Raw genomic sequence first — 19,060 nt, forward strand, 5'->3', positions numbered from 1 at the left:
AGGGGCCGCAAGTCTCTTATACTTCCATGATCTCTTTTTCTTTAGCAACGAGCACTTTGTCGACTTCCGCGATGAATTTATCCGTCGTTTTCTGGATGTCGTCCTGGTGGCGACGGGATTCATCTTCAGATATATCGGTTTTTTCCATTTTTTTAATATCGTCATTTGCGTCGCGGCGGATATTACGGATGGCCACTTTCGCTTCTTCGCCGAACTTCTTGGTCATTTTGACCAGCTCATTACGGCGCTCCTCGGTCAGCGGAGGAATAACAAGACGAATTGTACTTCCGTCATTTGCAGGAGTCAGTCCAAGATCGGATTTCAAGATTGCTCTTTCGATATCCGCCAGGGAAGATTTATCCCATGGCTGAATCATCAGCGTGCGTGAATCCGGAGAATTAATGTTAGCCAATTGGTTCAGAGGAGTCATTGCTCCGTAGTATTCCAGTTGAATCCGGTCCAGCAGGGCCGGAGTTGCACGTCCGGCACGAAGCGTTGCCAGGTCTCTTTTCAAAGCGGAGATCGCCTTATCCATGCGCTCTTCCGCGTGTTTTTTCACCGTTTGAGGCATTAATCTACACTCCCTTTAACGATCGTTCCGATTTTTTCACCCTGAACGACCCGTTTGATGTTTCCTTGCTCGGTAATCGCAAATACGATAAGCGGAATGTTATTGTCCATACATAGGGAGGATGCTGTGGAGTCCATCACACCCAGATTTTTATTCAACACATCCAAATATGTCAACTGCTCGTATTTTTCTGCCGTGCTGTCTTTGAAAGGATCAGCGGAATATACGCCGTCCACTTTGTTTTTGGCCATCAAAATCACTTCGGCTTCAATTTCAGCTGCACGGAGTGCAGCCGTCGTATCTGTCGAGAAGAACGGGTTGCCAGTTCCTGCTGCAAAGATTACAACGCGACCCTTTTCCAGGTGGCGAATAGCTCTACGGCGAATATAAGGCTCGGCGATCTGCTGCATGGCAATTGAAGTCTGTACACGTGTAGGAACCTCAATTTGTTCCAGTGCATCCTGCAATGCGAGCGAGTTCATGACCGTTGCAAGCATTCCCATGTAGTCGGCCGTTGCACGGTCGATACCGCTCGAGCTGCCCGCGATGCCGCGCCAAATATTGCCGCCGCCGCATACAATTGCGACTTGAACACCCAGTTCCACAACTTCCTTCACTTGTTCAGCAATGGAGGCGATTGTCACCGCATCAATGCCGTATCCGTTTTGGCCTGCGAGAGATTCCCCGCTGACCTTTAAGACAACTCGTTTAAAAATAGGCTCTTTCAAAATGTTTACCCTCCACTTTAAGACAGCACCTGACTGGTGCCAGTTTAAAAAACCGTCTTTGCTTCCTGCTCTGCCATAAGCAGAGCATACCAGAATTGATGTCATTCTCATACTCTAAAGAAAAACTTCCGAGGCATGAACTTATTCACGCAGCGGATGTTTTTCTTACGAGATCAGCAGGCATTTCACGGAAAGCGATACTCTCTGATCTCTGAAAAAAGAGGGAACACTGGCGTGTTCCGCTCTTTATCGTACATGTGTATTCAAGCGCTCATCACGCCGGTTGGATGCTTAGTTCTTAACTTGAGCCATAACTTCTTCAACGAAGTTATCCACTTTTTTCTCCATGCCTTCGCCCAGCTCGTAACGAACAAAACGACGGATTGAGATGTTTTCGCCAATGGTGCTGATTTTTTCTTTCAGCAGGGTAGCGATGGTTTTGTCCGGGTCTTTAATGAAAGACTGCTCAAGCAAGCAGAACTCTTCATAGTATTTACCGATACGGCCTTCAACCATTTTTTCAACGATTTTCTCAGGCTTGCCTTCGTTCAGGGCTTGAGCCTTCAAAATTTCTTTTTCCTTCTCGAGTTCTTCTTGCGGCACTTCTTCACGTGCTACATAACGAGGATTGGAAGCTGCGATATGCATTGCAATGTCACGAGCGAATTCTTTGAACTGGTCTGTTTTACCTACGAAGTCAGTTTCGCAGTTGATTTCAACCAGAACTCCGATACGTCCGCCGCCGTGAATGTAAGATTCAACAACGCCTTCAGTTGCTACGCGTCCAGCTTTATTAGCTGCTGCTGCAAGACCTTTTTCACGAAGAACTTCAATCGCTTTACTGATATCACCGTTTGCTTCTTCGAGCGCTTTTTTGCAATCCAGCATACCTGCGCCTGTTTTTTCACGAAGCTCTTTTACCGAACTAGCATTAACTGCCATGGAATATTCCCTCCAAAAAGTTGTTCATTAATTTTTAGTTTGTCAGACCGCGTTCAGCGGTAGTTTTGTTACGATATAAGGAAGCCAAATTCTCGGAGTTCATCTTTCTTATATCTTAAAAAAAGGGCAGTGAGAGGTTATACACCTACCAACCACCCTTTTCATTTAATTCATGTCTATACTGCTTTGCTGCTGAACTTAGGCAGTTGTTTCTTCGCCTTGGTGTGCTTCCACCACTGCGTCAGCCATTTTGCCTGTCAACAGTTTAACGGCACGGATCGCATCGTCATTACCAGGAATAACGTAGTCGATTTCGTCCGGATCACAGTTTGTATCAACGATACCTACAATTGGGATACCCAATTTGCGGGCTTCGGCAACTGCGATACGCTCTTTGCGAGGATCAATGATGAAGAGGGCGCTAGGAAGGCCTTTCATGTTTTTGATACCGCCAAGGAATTTTTCAAGACGATCTTTCTCTTTGCGGAGAAGGATAACTTCTTTTTTAGGCAGGACAGCAAAAGTGCCGTCTTCTTCCCACTTCTCAAGCTCTTTCAAACGATTGATACGTTTTTGGATGGTTTCGAAGTTAGTCAAAGTTCCGCCGAGCCAACGTTGGTTGATGTAGTACATACCGCAACGTTCTGCTTCTTCTTTCACGGAGTCTTGAGCTTGTTTTTTAGTGCCTACGAAAAGGATTGTTCCGTTTTCTTCAGACACGCTCTTAACGAAGTTAAAAGCTTCTTCGACCTTTTTAACTGTTTTTTGCAGGTCGATAATGTAGATACCGTTTCTTTCAGTGAAGATATATTTATCCATTTTCGGGTTCCAACGACGAGTTTGGTGACCGAAGTGAACACCAGCTTCGAGAAGCTGTTTCATGGAGATTACTGCCATCTTCACACACCTCCTAAATTTGGTTTTTTGTGTCCTCCGCTGTTTTCATTTTCCGTCAAGACTCTCCATCAGGAAAGCACCCTTTACGAAATCCGACAGCGTGTGTTTTAACACCGTCATTTAATATACCATAAGTGAATGACTGATGCAACGCCTATTCAAGGGTTTTTCATCCTTAAGAAAAAACATCTATCAATATCCTTCTCACTATAGCCTGAATGAGTTCGTTGAGATTACAAAGCGGGATGCACCACAGCAAAAAAACCGTCCGGCTGTGTATGTCCCATCAGCTAGGCGGTTTTGTCGTGATTTTAGTAATGATACTGTTAAAATCTTCTCCTGGACTAAACTCATATGTGCCGTACTGAATTTTAGTGCTCATTTTCTGGCTTCTCCCTTTCTCCACAAAAGAGGCCATGTCGGAAATAACTCCCGACTGCTTCAGCTTGGCGGCAACATCAGTCAAATTGCTTCCACTCGCGATTTTCACTTTTACAGATGGAGTCTCGGGTGTTGTTGGACTTTTTCCAGTTGCAGGAGCCTCCGTCTTTGGTGTCTGACCTCCATCTTTGGAATCAGGAGTCGTTGGCTGCTCGGGTGTCTTTGGCGTCTCCGTCTTGTTTCCGGCCTCAGGAGTCTTAACTCCGCTGCCTTGAGGTTTGGAGCTCTTATCGATCATCTGTTGTTTCCATTCATCTTCAGTCATCCGCTTATCTTCAGCTTCAACTACTTTCAGATTCATGGCTTCTGCCTGTTCCTGCAGCTGTTCCTTGGTCAGTTTGTCCACTACCGTTGTTTCCGAAAGTACCTGCTGTCCTGCGCCCACATTCATCAGCTGCAGCAGAAGGGCTCCCGCCAGCAGACCGCTGCCCAGACCGATCATAAATGAACGATTTTTGATCACAGCGATCCCTCCTGTTTAGCCAACTGCAAGATCAGCTGCACCTCGCCACTCTGCATGCCGATCACTTTCGCGATGCCATCCACGGATTTGCCGTGAGCATATAATTCAAACAGCTCGGGATAGCGTTGTCGTATCGACGGTTCTTTCGTCTCCGGGAGGACATCCTCCACTAGCGGCTCTTCCTGGTGAAGTATACTCATCTGTGCCGCTGCGGTTTCCTGAGCCTGCGACAGCAATACAGAGGCAGTCTGGTGGCTTCCTTGCTCTGCGGCATGCAAACGTGCTTCATACTGAAGTGACTGCTGCTCCAATAGTAACAGCCGCTGCCTCATTTCTGTTAACTGTTCCTGTTGGGCAAGCTGCCTGGATGCGGTCTCCTGCTTCATTTGGCTGATCAGCTCAACCAGCTCTTCATTTTCTCTTTCAATATCTGCCATGTAATGCTCCAATGTCGCTTCTACTTCTTGAACCATTTTATCTTTATCAGAAGAAGACTTATCGACTTGCCGTTTAGGCAGCATGAGAGCATAGACTATGGCGGCAGCGCCTAAAATAACGACAATCATCCACGGTTTCAAACCTTTAGTTCTCCTTTAATTGCTTATTTTCATAACTGCAGATCTTTGATGGTCGCTCGCCTAGAGTGAAACATCAAGATGATGCCCCTTATAAGGATGCTCTGCATCATGATGCTCTTCAGGCTCCTGCTTGGACTGATGGGGGTGGGATTCGTCTTTTCTGGAGGAATGCTGATTCCCATCATCCCGCACTGCAGCATTTGCTGTTTCGTCAATACCCGTGCTTCGCTGGCGGAGCTCCTGACTTTCCTTCAGCTGCTGTCCCGCTAGAAACTGCTGTTCTTGTGAAGATCTATGATGAACATCGTTTTGTATTTTACCCGCTTCCGTGGTGCGGGGTATGGCAATTTGCATCTCTACCGCTTTCATACTCACGAATATTCACCTGCCTTAGAGGATATCCGAGCGTTAAGAGCTCAATGTAGTCATCTAGATATATGGAACCATCGAAATGTCGCCTTCATGATAGTAAAGAGAGACACGTTCTGCGGGATCCTTGATAAATCGCGTGTATCTTCCGATGACGATTTTAGATCCTCCATAAATCATTTTTATGACGTCAACTCTGGCTTTAACCGTATCTTCAAGAGTTTTCTCAATTTCAAGTATCCGTTCTCTGGCTGCTATCTGCTCTCGTTGGCTAGACTTTTGGGTAGCATTCAGCTTCACCCTGAGCGCAACCTTATCAGGTGTCAACTGACCTGTGGAAGCCAGCTGATTCAGGAGATGAAGAGCCTTGTCCGTTTTATCAAGCGCTTCCTTTAATTGCTTTGTTTGTACCCGCAGCTCGTTAAGCTCGTTACGAAGCTCCGGCTGTACGCCCACTTCAATGGAGGTCATGGTGGACATGCTGTTACCGATTGTCCGCGCCGTAACCCTCTCTCCTGCCTGGATACTGCCTCCGACAATCAGTCCTTTGGTCCCGTTGCAAATCACATTTTTGCTTGCCCGAATATTCGAGTGCATAATGCTTTGAGACACGATGACGTCCTCACCGGCTATGACATTTCCGTCCTGGATAAATGAGCTTTTGACGTTTCTGCCCGCTTTTACGTAGCCTTTGTTATAACCGATAATACCGCTTGTAATTTCAATCGAGCCGTCAGCATCCAGTTCTGCGCCTTCAACTCCGCCTACGACACGGATATCTCCGGCTGCTTTAATCCGGAATCCGGTCAGTACATTTCCCCGGATGACGACCGTTCCCACAAAGTCGATATTTCCGATGCTGTAATCGACGTCACCATTGACCTCATAGACGGGAAATACGTTGATTTTACCTTTATCGGTTGTTGCAATCAGACCGTCAATTGCGGCATACATAGCTGCTTGTTCCGCATCAAGGACCACATTTTTCCCAACCTTGAAATATGCCTCTTTACCCGGTTTGAATGCGATGATCTCACCGGTTACCGACGTACCGGGTATCCCTGGCTGAGGTGGAATCTTCTTGGCAATCAGCTGTCCTTTGATCACATTGTTCAGGCTTAGCAGTTCCTTGTAATCCACCTTGCCGTCCTCGGTTTCAAGCGGCTTCTGCTCCCGCTCGTCGCGAAGGTTGAACGCATACTCGATATAGCCATCTTTGCCGCTGACAGGCTGTACTCCCATCGCTACCGGCGTACGGCTGAACATATATTCTTCGGGATGGCTCGCAATCCGGCTGATAATATCCCGCTCAATGCCATATTGAATCTGTTGGCTGCGCAAAAACAGCATCAATTCGTCTTCTGTGCACTTGAAGCCCTCTTCACGCTTTGAAAATTGTATATAAGCAACGCTTTTATCATCTGAAAATGTAACACTTAAAAAGGTATCCAGTGCTAATTTAGCTGTCAATCCTTTTCCTCCCCTCTATTTCTACAGCGGTTTAATCGTTTTGCATCAGCAAATCACGATGTTTTTCCAGCGTTCCACGCAGACGCAATATCGCTTTGGAATGCAGTTGAGAAATTCTCGAAGGCGAAAGAGACATAACTTCGGCAATCTCGCTAAGTGATAAATCTTCATAATATAATAATGATACAACGGTACGTTCTTTTTCAGTGAGCTTTTCCAGCCCCTTAATTAATGATTCCTTTAAATAGAACTCATTGACCTTATAATCAGGATTCCTAGCCTTATCATCCACCATAATGGAGAGCCTTGTTTCGGACTCTTCCTCACGAATGGGATCCTCTAGTGAACACAGCGACATGACAGCCACTTCCTGCAGCATATGCTGAAATTCATTCACCGAAATATTCATAAAGTCACTCATTTCGGTATCCGATACCGAGCGAAGATGTTTTTGTTCCAATTGCTGATAAGCATCTTCGATTTTTTTAGCCTTTTCACGGACCGATCGAGGCACCCAGTCTCCTTGACGAAGAGAATCCAAGATAGCCCCTCTCACCCGGAAGGATGCATAAGTCTCGAACTGAAGACCACGTTTGTAATCAAACTTGTCTACCGCATCTATCAATCCCATTACACCGTTGCTGGCCAGATCATCCTTCGATACATTCTTAGGAAGTCCGATAGCCAGGCGGCTGGATACATAATCAACGATGTGAAGATAGTTCTCGATCAATTTCTTTTTAGCTTCCAGACTTCCATGTTCTTTCCACTGTTCCCAAAGCTCGGCGTGATTCAGATGAGAAGTTTTACGCTCGTTCACTACCCTCACCCTCCTTATTTTTCTGTCAGGTGACGAACCGCTTTGGCCAATTCTTCAGGATCCTTTGTCGAGACCAGTTTCGGCGGATTGAGTGGTGTAAAATCATTACCCCGTTCATTGGAAAGGTCGGGTTTTTGTTTTAACAGCTCATTCAGCTCGTCACTTTCATCAGGAGTCGTCAAGTCAAAGCGGTTGCCCGTTAACTCGTCCTCCCCGCCCTTTGGCGCAGTATCTTCCTGGGGGGCACTTATTACAGTCCACGTCCATCTCAGCAGAAATGCCAGGAGAAACCATACAACAAATGATACCGCCCCTCGTATTACACTTGTCATGAACAAATTGTTTGTCAGAGAAAACAACAGGGTCAAAATAAACCCTATAACGCCAAATACCAGATTAAACAGCAGATTTCCCTTCATGGCTACATTTCCTTTACACCTGTTTGTACACTGCGGATATACAATATTCCCGTACTTGCATCCAGTTCGATTGTACGCCCGTAGTTTCCGCCAGTGTCTTCAGCAATGAGCGGAATATGAAGTTCTGCCAGTTTTAATTTGCAGGACTCCACATTCCGCGGTCCGATTCTCATGGTGTCCCCTGTGCCAGCAAATACGAACATCTGCGAGCCTCCTGCCATTTTGGCGACGATGCGCGAGGGGGAAGCACCTAACTTCAATAGCTTGTCTAGAAGAGCAGGCAAAGCTGTGTCCGCATACTTCGCGATGTTCAGCTGTCCTTCACGGGCTATATCCGATGAAGGAAGCATGACATGCGCCATCCCGGCCACTTTCAGCTGTGGGTCATACATCGTAAGTCCGACGCATGAACCCAGACCGACCGTCCGGATAACTCCGGAACGCTGCACAACATTCAGGTCGGCCATACCTACTTTTACAATGCTTTGCTCTTCAATCATGATCCACAGGCACTCCCAGTGATTGAAAAATCTTGGCGAACGAGTCTGGATCAGGGATCAGGAAAAATTGTCCCTCCACCTCATGATCGCCCTCAAGAAACGTTGTATCGATCAAAAGGGCATCGTCTCCCATTTGTCCGAACTGCAGCAAACCATAGCTCAATATTGCACCAGCCATATCCATCGCCAGCGCCGGAACGGTAGGCGACATGGACAATTGCGTAAAATCAGCCAATGAGGATAAATAGGATCCCGCCAAAATATTGCCGATTTCACTCAGAGCCGACAGCTCCATTTCATTGAATAATCCGTCGTCTTTCTCGGGAGGAATGCCGACCAGCCTTTTTAGCAGGCTTTTGGCAGCCTCCGGACTTAAGATGAAGAAAAGATTACCCGGCGCATCTCCCTCTACTCGGAGGAAGATAGCGATCACAACCTTCTCGGCACCTCCTACCTTTTCCGAAATTTCTTCAAAGGATAGAAGCTGCACTTTGGGTACCGCCATATCTACCGGTTTGTCCAGAAGCCGGGATAATGCTGTTGCAGCATTGCCAGCGCCAATATTTCCTACTTCCTTCAAAACATCCATTTTAAATTCTTTAAAATGTTTAAAGACCTCCACAGGCTACTCCTCTAAGCTTTCCAGTTGGATAATTTCACTTTTATTAAGTACTTCGGCAAGGTTCAACATAATAAGCAGACGATCATCGCCGATTTTCGCAACCCCATCCAGATACTTCGCCTTGATTCCGCCTACCACTTCAGGAGGTGTCTCAATACGGTCTGTATGCAGATCGATAACATCATTTGCGGAGTCAACAATAAAGCCGACTTCCATGTCATTCACCGCAACGATAATGATCCGGGTCTGATCGGTGTATTCCCCTTCTTCCAGCCCGAAACGCCCGCGCAGATCAATAACCGGAATGACCACGCCACGCAGATTGATGACGCCTCTTACAAATGTGTAGGTCTTGGGAACTCTGGTAATGGGAAGCATGCGTTCAATCGTTTGAACCTTGTCCACTTCAATTCCGTATTCCTCGCTGCCCAGTTTAAATACGATGACTTTGATTTCTTCTCCCATGAGAAAAACCTCCTTTTATGAATACAGGCTCGGGTGCGGCAAAAGCTTGTCTTATCTATTTTATAAACACATTTGGATCAAGAATGAGCGCAACCTGTCCATCGCCAAGAATAGTGGCACCTGAAATTCCTTTGATTTGCGGCAAATATTTACCCAGACCTTTTAGTACAATCTCGTTCTGTCCGATAAACTCATCGATTGCGAGCGCGGCCAGGCGTTCACCTTTATGGATAACGATAATTTCGGTTTCATTCTCTTCATTCTCATTGAAATCCTTAATATTAAAAATCCGGCTTAGTGAGATAAGTGGAATATGCTGTCCGCGGAACTCTACCATTTTATTGCCATGTACTGTCCGAATTTGCTCTTTGCGCACAATGGCTGTTTCTACAATAGAAGATAGTGGGATCGCATATTTTTCGGAGCCCATTTTCACCATCATAGCCGCGATAATCGACAACGTCAGAGGCAGCTGTACCGAAAAATTAGTTCCTTTGCCCGGCGTCGAATAAATGGTGACTTGCCCGCCAAGCGAGGTGATTTTTGCTTTGACCACATCCAAACCTACACCGCGTCCAGAAACATCGGATATTTTCTCCGCTGTACTGAAACCCGGAGCGAACAGAAGCTGATTCACTTCGTCATCAGACATTGCTGCTGCCTGGTCCTGAGTGACCACCCCTTTCTTAAGGGCGGTTTTAAGGATATTCTCGCGGTAAATACCGCGTCCGTCTTCTTCAATTTCAATGAAAACATGATTGCCGCTGTGGAAGGCACGAAGATTTACGGTTCCTGTCTCCGACTTGCCAGCGTTGATCCGGTCGGCGATCGGTTCGATCCCGTGATCTACTGCATTTCTCAGAAGATGGACAAGAGGATCACCAATTTCATCGATAACCGTACGGTCAAGCTCCGTTTCTGCGCCGGTGATGATCAAATCCACCTTTTTATCCAGCGATTTGGCCAAATCACGGACCATTCGAGGAAAACGGTTGAAGACTGTATCGACTGGAACCATTCGAAGTTTCATGACAATATCTTGCAAATCGGAACTGACACGGCTCATATGTTCTACTGTCTCCGTCAGTGCATGATTCTGAACCTCACTGGCAAGCTGCTCCAGACGAACCCGGTCAATCAACAACTCACTGAATAGATTCATCAGCACATCAAGCCGTTCAATATCTACCCGGATCGTACGCGAAGGCGTGCCTCCACTGGATTTGGCAGGTGTTTTTGCCGCAGAGGATTGCGGTGTTTGTTTTTGTACGGCTTGCTCCGGCGCTGCTGATGGTGCTGTTGTCTCAGGGGCTTCCTCTTTAGAAGGTGCCTCAGCAACCGCAGCTGCTTCTTGTGATGCCATACCCATTTCGTTCATTTGCTGCAATGATTCCTGATCAAGCTCCATGACAGTGACCTTATCAATCTCGGACACGTTTAAAATCTGCTGTTCCAGTTCGGCAGGATCCTTCAGTGTTATGTAATAGAGAGAGAAACTGTGCTCAAACTTTTCCTGCTCAATGTCCTGCACGGATGGTGAGGACTTGATAACCTCGCCCGATCTTTCCAATAAATCAAAGACCATGTATGCACGTACGGCCTTCAGCTGACAATTTTCACGGATATGCACATCCACATACAGTACTCGATGTCCGTCTGCGATAGATTGGTTCAAGACGGAGTATTGGAATTCGTCCAGCTGAATAGCTGTGTTAGCACTTGGATCGGATGTGGAAGTCTTAGCCTCGGCTCCTGCGCCTGTTGCTGACAAGTCCTCGCCTCTCACGATTGCCTGCAGCGATGCTACGATGCCAGTCACGTCTGCTTTACCCTCGCCGCCTTCGGTAATATCCTGTACCATGGATTCCAAAGCGTCCAGACCTTTAAACAGCGTGTCAAAAATAAAATCCTGCATAGCCAGCTTTTCGTTGCGGACCAAATCCAGCACATTCTCCATTTGGTGGGTAAGTGCAGCGAGATCCTCAAATCCCATCGTCGCAGCCATCCCTTTTAATGTGTGTGCTGAACGGAAAATAACTTGTACAATCGAGAGATCACTCGGGCTACCTTCAAGCAGAAGCATATTCTCATTCAATGACTGCAGATGATCGTTGGACTCATCAATAAACATGGATAGGTATTGGTTCATGTCCATTGTGAGACACCTCCTTTATAGGTTCACTTTCCGTTACTTCACAGCACGGACCACACCGGCTGCGATTTCTTGAAGTGGTAAAACATGGCTTACACAATTCAGCTCAACCGCTGAGCGCGGCATGCCGTACACAATACATGTTTCTTCGCTTTCGGCAAAGGTGCTGCATACACCCGAATCATACAGGCGTTTCATCATGCGTGCCCCATCGCTGCCCATCCCTGTCATCAGAACTGCATGACGCTTGAGGGCTTCCAGAGGCAGCAAAGATTCAAACAGCACATCAACAGACGGTCTGTGACCATTAAGCGGCTCATCCTCGGAAAGAATCAGCGAAAACCGGCCACCTGGTCCCTGTGCAACCCGCATGTGCTTGCCTCCTGGTGCAATGTAGGCACAGCCCGCTTTCAGCCCCATCCCATGCTCTGCCTCCATGACCTCCAATGAACTGAAGGAATTCAGGCGCTGAGCGAGTGATTTGGTAAAGTTCGGGGGCATATGCTGCACAATAACTACCGGAGCGGGCAAATCACCAGGGATCTTCTCAAGTACGGCTTTTAGAGCCCTTGGACCTCCTGTAGAACAGCCGATTGCCACGATTTGATTAAAGCCATCCGTCTGTTCGTTAGAATTGACCGTTGATGCTGCAGAGGCGGTAATTTTTTGACTGGCAGCAGCCTCATGATTGGGCTTAGGCAGAATTAAACCGTTTTTTTCCTTCTTCGGTTCGATCCGGCTTTCCGGTTTCTTCATTACAATTTCTGACTTTTTAGGAGTAGCAGCTTGACGCTTAGGCTGTTCTGTCTTTGGCTTACGCAGCTTCGCCGCATTCGATGGACTAGGTAATGGCTGGAAGGATTCCATCTTCTGCTGCTGCCTCTTCTCCTCCTCCGCCCGGAATGCCGCTCTTCGTTCGCGCGCACTCATGGCCGCCTTCAACTGATCGAGCAGCGCATCCCCAACCTGTTCAATATGCTGTGAGTAGGTTAAAGATGGCTTTCGGATAAAATCAAATGCTCCGGATTCCAGAGCAATGATCGTTTCCTTCATTCCTTCTTCATTGATACCTGAGAGCATAATGACCGGTATCGGATGCTCTGCCATAATCAGCTTTAGTGCCTCTAGCCCGTTCATTTCAGGCATTTCCACATCCATTGTAACAACATCAGGCTTTTGCCTTGTTATTTTTTCAACAGCTTCCCGTCCATTCGCGGCTGTGTCTATGACCTGAAATGCGGGATCCTTTTCGATCAAATCCGAAAATATTTTCCGCATAAATGCCGAGTCATCTACCACTATGACTTTATATGGCGTCATGCCATTTCCACCCCTGTTCCTTATTACAAAAGAATCATTTTGTACGACGAAGCCACTTTTGCATAAATCCTTTGATTCCTGTCAAGGCGCCTGGTTCCGGGGAGGCCGGGACGAGCATGTAATGATCAGCTATTCGCTGTATATCCCGTGCCGCAATGCAATTCGGAAAAGCCATGGAAAAAGGAACTTGTTTTTTCACTGACTGTACAACATGGTGGTCTTCGCTGATGTATCCGAGCATGGATACTTTGACGTTCAGGAATCTCTGCGCAGCCATCATAATTTTATCGGCCGTTTGGACAGCCTCCTTCTCATCCCCCGCCCGGTTCACAATGAGCCTGAAGGAGGTGTCATGCTCCTTGCCGCTGACCACTTTAATCAGAGCATACGCATCGGTGATTGACGTTGGCTCCGGTGTCGTTACGACCAGGCATTCGTCCGCCGAATGTATAAAACTAAAGTTCTCTTTGGACAATCCGGCACCGGTATCAAAAATAATATAGTCCATCTCGCCAGCGACACTTTCAATTTGTTCCGTGAAATAGTCCAGATCATGCTGCGATAGAGAGAACAAATCCGACATCCCTGACCCTCCTGCGATAAAAGAAAGAGAGCCTGGACCCCGTTCGATGATTTCATCGATTCTTTTCTCTCGCCGTAAAAGATGATACAGATTGTATTTGGCGGTAATGCCCATGAGAACGTCAATATTAGCCATGCCAATATCGGCATCAAAAACCAGCACCCGTTTTCCCATGGACTGCAGTGTAAGTGCAAAGTTCAACGTGAAGTTGGACTTGCCTACACCTCCCTTCCCGCTTGTTACCGTGATCAGCTTCGCGGTCCGATTCAGAACATCACTTGCCGTCTGTGCGGTACGTTCTTGCTCATGCTTCATCACTAAATTTCTTAACGTCTGTGCCTGGTCTGTCATGTATTTTCTTCTCCCAGCAGCAGACTGCTAAGCATCCGGTTTCCCGGAAGAAGCAAATCATCAGGAACGTTTTGACCATTCGTCATATATGAAAGTTGAAGAGGGTACTCATGGATTAGATTAATGATGGATCCGTAACTGCCTGTCTCATCCAGCTTGGTGAAAATCACTTTTTCCAGCCCATACTTGCTGAAATGCTCGGTGATTTTCTTCATATCCTGTGTCTTCGAGGTCAAGCTGAGCACCAGATAGGTTTCACTCTTTTCTACTGGTGAGAACAAGCTTTGGAGCTCCGAGACCAGCAGCTCATTTCGGTAATTGCGGCCTGCGGTATCCATCAAGATGAGATCACAATAATTGAGACGCTGGACCGCACGCTGGATGTCTCCTGGAGACTGAACCACTTCAAGTGGAACATTTAAAATCGATGCGTATGTTCTTAGCTGTTCAACGGCTGAAATCCGGTACGTATCCGATGTGATAAATCCCACTTTGCGGTGGTATCTGAAAAGCTGCTCGGCTGCCATTTTGGCAATCGTTGTTGTTTTCCCGACCCCGGTCGGACCTGCTATATAAACCATTCTGGTGTCACTGGATATTCCGCCGCCAAATCGATTTGTCAGGAACAAATGGATTTGATTGCGAATAAAATCTTCCAATGCAGCTTCATCAGACGCCTTTCCGTTCTCTTCCCAATGCTGATATGCAGCTTCGATCCATTCCTGAATAATCTCAGATTCAATGTCCTGCTCGAGCAGACGGTCCTGAAGCTTTTGCAATCCTTCCGGAAGGGTCTGCTGCAGGGCCGACTGGCGGGAAATCTTGGCCATCCATGCCTTCATTTCTCGCAGCTCCTCCAGCAGCTTATCCTCTGCCGAAAGCGTGTTACTTTCCTTCGGGACATCCCTTTCGATCGCCGGCTTCACTGATGTCTGCTCGCTCTCTCTTCTTGCATGAAGCACTTCAGCCTCCCGATCGGTCAATAAAGCTTTGATAGGATCGGAATTCATAGGATTTATTGATGCTGCATGCTCCGTCGGTTCCACAGAATTCCTCGGATCAAGGATCTCGGCAGCCGCGGCTGCCTGCTCCGAGGCCGATTGGACTGAACTGCTGTTCACGGCTGAGGAGGTTACTTCAACTGTTTTTTTATAAGCCTGTGGCACAGCCTTTTGCGGCACTGCCATCGGAGGACGGACCGGAGGAGACGGCGGTTTTTTCGCCTTAGCCTGCTCCTCATTCTCCACAGCCGCAATGACTTCAATTTTCTTTTGTCTGAACATGCCGAGGAAACCGCCTATCTTGGTCTCCTTCGTACTGAGTATTACGGCATCGCCGCCAAGGTCATTGCGGATCTGGAGCATAGCTTCAGGCATCGTATCGACCAGATATCGCTTCACTCTCATAAATTCACCACTCCGACACTTTGAATTTCAACATTCGGCTCGAGCTCGCTGTATGAAAGCACCGGAATGTCCTGCATCGTCCGTTCGATCACTTGGCGCAAGTACATGCGTATCGTAGGCGAAGTCAGCAGAATTGGCTGCTGTCCGGACTGCAACAAACGGTTAACCTGCTCGCTGAGCTTTTGATAGACCGTCTGAGTAGACATCGGATCCATAGCCAAATAGCTCCCTTGATCCGATTGCTGTACACTTTCGGCGATTTTTTTCTCCAGTGTTGGTCCAACCGTAATCACTTTCAGCGTCTCCCCTTCTTGGGAGAATTGCTGGGTTATCTGTCTGGAGAGCGCTTGCCTTACGTATTCCGTGAGTACATCCGGATCTTTGGTATAATGGCCGTAGTCTGCCAAAGTCTCAAAGATTGTGACTAGGTCACGGATGGAAATTTTCTCGCGGAGCAGCTTAGCTAACACCTTCTGCACATCCCCGATTGAAAGCACACCCGGAATGAGCTCGTCGACAAGAACCGGATAATTTTCGCGTAAATTGTCGACCAGTGTTTTCGTTTCCTGACGTCCAATAAGCTCGTGAGCATGCTTCTTGATAAGCTCCGTCAAATGCGTTGCCACCACGGATGGCGGATCTACAACTGTATAACCCGAAAGCTCGGCTCGTTCTTTGGTTGTTTCGTCGATCCATAAAGCAGGGAGACCAAAGGCCGGCTCCAGCGTTTCAATCCCGGATATACTTTCGTCTTCATACCCAGGACTCATCGCCAAGTAGTGATTAAGTAATAATTCACCGCCGCCGACATTATTACCTTTAATTTTTATGACATATTCATTCGGTTTTAGTTGAATATTGTCGCGAATTCGGATGACGGGGACGACAAGACCAAGCTCTAAAGCACACTGTCTGCGGATCATAATGATCCGGTCAAGAAGGTCCCCACCCTGCTGAACATCCGCTAGCGGGATAAGGCCATACCCGAATTCGAATTCGATCGGATCCACCTGCAGCAAATTAATAACACTTTCGGGACTTCTGACCTCTTCGATCTGCTGCTCCTCCTCCTGCTGCTCCACCTCAATCTGTTTGCGGTCCATATTCTTCTGCATATTGTACGCCGCATAGAGCAGAATCAAAGCGAGCGGCAGGGTTGAGATGATATGGATCGGAGTGAAAAATCCGAGCAGGGCAATGGTTCCCCCTACGATATACAGCAGCTTTGGATAAGACATCAGCTGCTCCGTCAGATCGCTGGCCAAATTCCCTTCCGAGGAAGAGCGGGTAACGATCAGACCTGAAGCTGTCGAGATCAACAGAGCCGGAATTTGGGAGACCAGACCGTCACCGATCGTCAGGACGGAGTACGTAGACAATGCGTCCTGGAACGCCATGCCGTGCATCGTCATTCCGATAATGAAACCGCCAATCAGGTTGATGATGAGGATGATGATACTCGCTATCGCATCCCCTTTAACGAATTTGGTCGCACCGTCCATGGCCCCGTAGTAATCGGCCTCGCGTTCGACCTTTCTGCGGCGCTCCCGCGCCTGCTGTTCATTGATTAGGCCCGCGTTCAAGTCGGCATCAATGCTCATCTGTTTGCCCGGCATCGCGTCCAGCGTAAAGCGTGCAGCCACTTCCGCAACCCGCTCCGAGCCTTTCGTGATGACGAGAAACTGTACGACCACCAGAATCAAGAAGACGATAAATCCGATGGCAATCTGTCCCCGGGCAATCCAGCTCCCGAAGGTAGCGACCACTTCACCGGCATTATGATTGTACAAGATCAGCTTGGTTGTCGATAAGTTTAGCGCCAGGCGAAACAGGGTAGTAATTAATAGCAAAGATGGGAAAATGGAAAATTGCAGCGCTTCCTTGGTATTCATGGCCACGAGCAAAATGAGTAGGGCCAGCGAGATGTTAATGACAAGCAGTATGTCCAAAAGCCATGTCGGGATCGGAAGAATCATCATGAGAACGATGCCGATGACACCTAGTAAAACCGTAAGCTCTTTTATTTTCAATGGCTTCTTTGCCTCCGATCCCAGGGGTTATTTAACCTTGCCTTTTAACTTGTATACATATGCCAATACTTCAGCCACAGCCTGGAACAGATCGGCGGGAATCGCATCCCCGATCTCCCCTCTCTGATACAAGGCACGGGCGAGAGGTCTGTTTTCCATTGTAATTACGCCGTTTTCTTTGGCGATTTCTTTGATGCGCAGAGCTACAAAGTCCTGACCCTTAGCCACAATCTGCGGAGCTTCCATTTGTGACCCGTCATATTTCAGAGCCACAGCGAAGTGAGTCGGGTTCGTAATAACCACATCCGCTTTAGGTACCTCCTGCATCATGCGCTGCATGGCCATTCTGCGCTGGCGTTCCCTGATCTTTCCTTTAATCAGCGGATCACCCTCCATTTTTTTGTACTCATCCTTGATGTCCTGCTTGGACATCTTTATACTCTTTTCGAATTCAAAGCGTTGATATAAATAATCCAGAATTGCCATGACGAACAGCGCTGCTCCAATTTTGAGCCCCAGATTCATCGTCAAGCTTGCTATGAAATGAAAGGTTTTCTCAATATTCATCTCTGAGAGCTTGCCGATCTGTGGCAGAGCACCTGATAAGGTCTGGTAAACCAGCAGTCCGATAATCGTAATTTTGAAAATCGATTTCAAAAATTCTACTAAGGATCTGACCGAAAATATGTTTTTAAACCCTTTGATCGGGTTCAGCTTGCTGAACTTGGGCTTGATGGTTTCCCCTGACAGCATGAAGCCCACCTGCGCCACATTGGCGACCAGAGCAATAACGACAGTGGTAGCAAATAGTGGTGCAAGCAGAATTAAAATCTGAATGACATACTGCATCGCCATGTTCATCACGTTTCCAATGGAAACGGTTGTGTTCAGACGATTAACAAACACATCTTTAAACATGTCGACCAAATGTTCTTTTATAAACCCGCCAAACATCAACAAGCTTAAAAAGGAGGCAAGCAGCACGACGGAACCTGAAAGTTCCTGACTTTTGGCGACTTGTCCTTTTTTACGGGTATCCTGCCGCTTCTTGGGCGTCGCTTTTTCTGTTTTCTCACCGGCAAACAACTGTAAATCCAGTGGATACCTGTAGGACACTCCTGTCGTCCCCCATCCCGCTATGTCGGCCTGTGCCCCATAATCCCAAGCAGCTTCTGCATGGATTCAAACATAATGTTGAATAAATCTCCGAATATATAAGAAAACGTGGGTACGAGCAGCATCAGTACAACCAAGCCTACGATCACTTTAAGCGGCATTCCGATCACAAATACGTTAAACTGCGGAGCTGTACGGGCAAGAAACCCGAGACCTAAATCCGTAAGAAATAACGCGGTGACAATCGGTGCCGACATTTGAAAGGCCAGTACAAAAGATTGGCCGAATGTTTTCACTAGAAACTCCGAAATGCTTCCATTATAAAGTTTAATGAAAAAATCATTGGATAAAGGCACCCAGTCATAGCTCCGTATAATGCCATCCAGCAAGTAATGATGTCCGTTCATCGTTAGAAAAAGCAGTACGGCAAACATATACTTGAAGTTACCCAGCACCGGCGAAGATGCTCCGGTCATCGGATCAATGACATTGGCTATGCCAAAACCAATTTGAATATCCATAAAAGCTCCAGCCGTTTGAATGACCATGAACAGCAGATAAGCTACAAAGCCCAACAACAGTCCGATGAGAACTTCCCGGATAATCAAGAGAATGTATGTCAGGTCAGCCGGAAGCTGCTGATGCACTCCATTGGTCAGAAACACAAGCACCGAAAGAAAAAAGCACATGCCGATCTTAAAGATATTCGGTACTCCTTTAGAGGAAAGCACTGGTGCTACAACAAAAAAAGAGGTAATTCGACAAAAAATAAGCATAAAGACCGGCAGGCTTTCCAGCAACATGTTCATAGACAGTT

The 19,060-nt window shown here is 47.2% G+C and carries 20 protein-coding genes; all 20 read right to left on the bottom strand.

Annotated features, from left to right (window positions below; genetic code table 11):
• Window positions 1-16 precede the first annotated feature (16 nt).
• On the bottom strand, window positions 17-571 hold the full coding sequence (gene frr / locus KJS65_RS12160; RefSeq protein ID WP_213650040.1) for a ribosome recycling factor: 555 nt from the start codon (window positions 569-571) through the stop codon (window positions 17-19).
• Window positions 571-1,299 (bottom strand): UMP kinase, encoded by a 729-nt coding sequence (pyrH, locus tag KJS65_RS12165; protein WP_136604734.1) that lies wholly within the window; start codon window positions 1,297-1,299, stop codon window positions 571-573. The genes frr and pyrH overlap by 1 nt, the downstream gene beginning before the upstream one ends.
• Window positions 1,300-1,590: 291 nt before the next feature.
• Entirely contained in the window at window positions 1,591-2,241 is a 651-nt protein-coding gene (gene tsf / locus KJS65_RS12170; RefSeq protein ID WP_213650041.1) for a translation elongation factor Ts, read from the bottom strand.
• Window positions 2,242-2,439: 198 nt separating this feature from the next.
• Window positions 2,440-3,138, bottom strand: a complete 699-nt coding sequence (rpsB, locus tag KJS65_RS12175) for a 30S ribosomal protein S2 (protein ID WP_136604732.1) — start codon at window positions 3,136-3,138, stop codon at window positions 2,440-2,442.
• Between the two features lie 286 nt (window positions 3,139-3,424).
• Window positions 3,425-4,042, bottom strand: a complete 618-nt coding sequence (locus tag KJS65_RS12180) for an endolytic transglycosylase MltG (RefSeq protein WP_213650042.1) — start codon at window positions 4,040-4,042, stop codon at window positions 3,425-3,427.
• On the bottom strand, window positions 4,039-4,620 hold the full coding sequence (locus KJS65_RS12185; protein ID WP_244864503.1) for a hypothetical protein: 582 nt from the start codon (window positions 4,618-4,620) through the stop codon (window positions 4,039-4,041). Before KJS65_RS12185 ends, KJS65_RS12180 begins: the two co-directional genes overlap by 4 nt.
• Window positions 4,621-4,680: 60 nt before the next feature.
• The gene (locus KJS65_RS12190; protein ID WP_306432980.1) at window positions 4,681-4,989 is read right to left on the bottom strand and encodes a hypothetical protein; all 309 of its coding nucleotides are present in this window, start codon (window positions 4,987-4,989) and stop codon (window positions 4,681-4,683) included.
• Between the two features lie 60 nt (window positions 4,990-5,049).
• Window positions 5,050-6,459 (bottom strand): flagellar assembly protein A, encoded by a 1,410-nt coding sequence (locus KJS65_RS12195; RefSeq protein WP_213650044.1) that lies wholly within the window; start codon window positions 6,457-6,459, stop codon window positions 5,050-5,052.
• Window positions 6,460-6,490: 31 nt separating this feature from the next.
• The gene (locus tag KJS65_RS12200) at window positions 6,491-7,279 is read right to left on the bottom strand and encodes a FliA/WhiG family RNA polymerase sigma factor (protein WP_213650045.1); all 789 of its coding nucleotides are present in this window, start codon (window positions 7,277-7,279) and stop codon (window positions 6,491-6,493) included.
• Between the two features lie 14 nt (window positions 7,280-7,293).
• Window positions 7,294-7,698, bottom strand: a complete 405-nt coding sequence (locus KJS65_RS12205) for a hypothetical protein (protein ID WP_213650046.1) — start codon at window positions 7,696-7,698, stop codon at window positions 7,294-7,296.
• A gap of 2 nt (window positions 7,699-7,700) precedes the next feature.
• The gene (locus tag KJS65_RS12210; RefSeq protein ID WP_213650047.1) at window positions 7,701-8,198 is read right to left on the bottom strand and encodes a chemotaxis protein CheD; all 498 of its coding nucleotides are present in this window, start codon (window positions 8,196-8,198) and stop codon (window positions 7,701-7,703) included.
• Window positions 8,191-8,787, bottom strand: coding sequence for a chemotaxis protein CheC (locus tag KJS65_RS12215; RefSeq protein WP_374706182.1), 597 nt, complete (start codon window positions 8,785-8,787; stop codon window positions 8,191-8,193). The genes KJS65_RS12210 and KJS65_RS12215 overlap by 8 nt, the downstream gene beginning before the upstream one ends.
• 36 nt (window positions 8,788-8,823) lie before the next feature.
• Window positions 8,824-9,285, bottom strand: coding sequence for a chemotaxis protein CheW (locus KJS65_RS12220; protein WP_136604724.1), 462 nt, complete (start codon window positions 9,283-9,285; stop codon window positions 8,824-8,826).
• 55 nt (window positions 9,286-9,340) lie between these two features.
• Window positions 9,341-11,440, bottom strand: coding sequence for a chemotaxis protein CheA (locus KJS65_RS12225; protein ID WP_213650049.1), 2,100 nt, complete (start codon window positions 11,438-11,440; stop codon window positions 9,341-9,343).
• A 33-nt stretch (window positions 11,441-11,473) separates the two neighbouring features.
• Window positions 11,474-12,757, bottom strand: coding sequence for a protein-glutamate methylesterase/protein-glutamine glutaminase (locus KJS65_RS12230; protein WP_213650050.1), 1,284 nt, complete (start codon window positions 12,755-12,757; stop codon window positions 11,474-11,476).
• Window positions 12,758-12,791: 34 nt separating this feature from the next.
• Window positions 12,792-13,691, bottom strand: coding sequence for a MinD/ParA family protein (locus KJS65_RS12235; RefSeq protein ID WP_213650051.1), 900 nt, complete (start codon window positions 13,689-13,691; stop codon window positions 12,792-12,794).
• On the bottom strand, window positions 13,688-15,097 hold the full coding sequence (flhF, locus tag KJS65_RS12240) for a flagellar biosynthesis GTPase FlhF (protein ID WP_213650052.1): 1,410 nt from the start codon (window positions 15,095-15,097) through the stop codon (window positions 13,688-13,690). Before flhF ends, KJS65_RS12235 begins: the two co-directional genes overlap by 4 nt.
• Window positions 15,094-17,127: a flagellar biosynthesis protein FlhA gene (gene flhA, locus KJS65_RS12245; protein ID WP_213650053.1), complete on the bottom strand. Its 2,034-nt coding sequence runs from the start codon at window positions 17,125-17,127 to the stop codon at window positions 15,094-15,096. The genes flhF and flhA overlap by 4 nt, the downstream gene beginning before the upstream one ends.
• Before the next feature lie 27 nt (window positions 17,128-17,154).
• Window positions 17,155-18,243, bottom strand: a complete 1,089-nt coding sequence (gene flhB, locus KJS65_RS12250) for a flagellar biosynthesis protein FlhB (protein ID WP_136604718.1) — start codon at window positions 18,241-18,243, stop codon at window positions 17,155-17,157.
• Window positions 18,244-18,263: 20 nt separating this feature from the next.
• The gene (fliR, locus tag KJS65_RS12255; protein ID WP_136604717.1) at window positions 18,264-19,052 is read right to left on the bottom strand and encodes a flagellar biosynthetic protein FliR; all 789 of its coding nucleotides are present in this window, start codon (window positions 19,050-19,052) and stop codon (window positions 18,264-18,266) included.
• Between the last annotated feature and the right edge of the window lie 8 nt (window positions 19,053-19,060).

The organism is Paenibacillus sp. J23TS9 (assembly GCF_018403225.1).
Taxonomy (GTDB): domain Bacteria; phylum Bacillota; class Bacilli; order Paenibacillales; family Paenibacillaceae; genus Paenibacillus_AQ.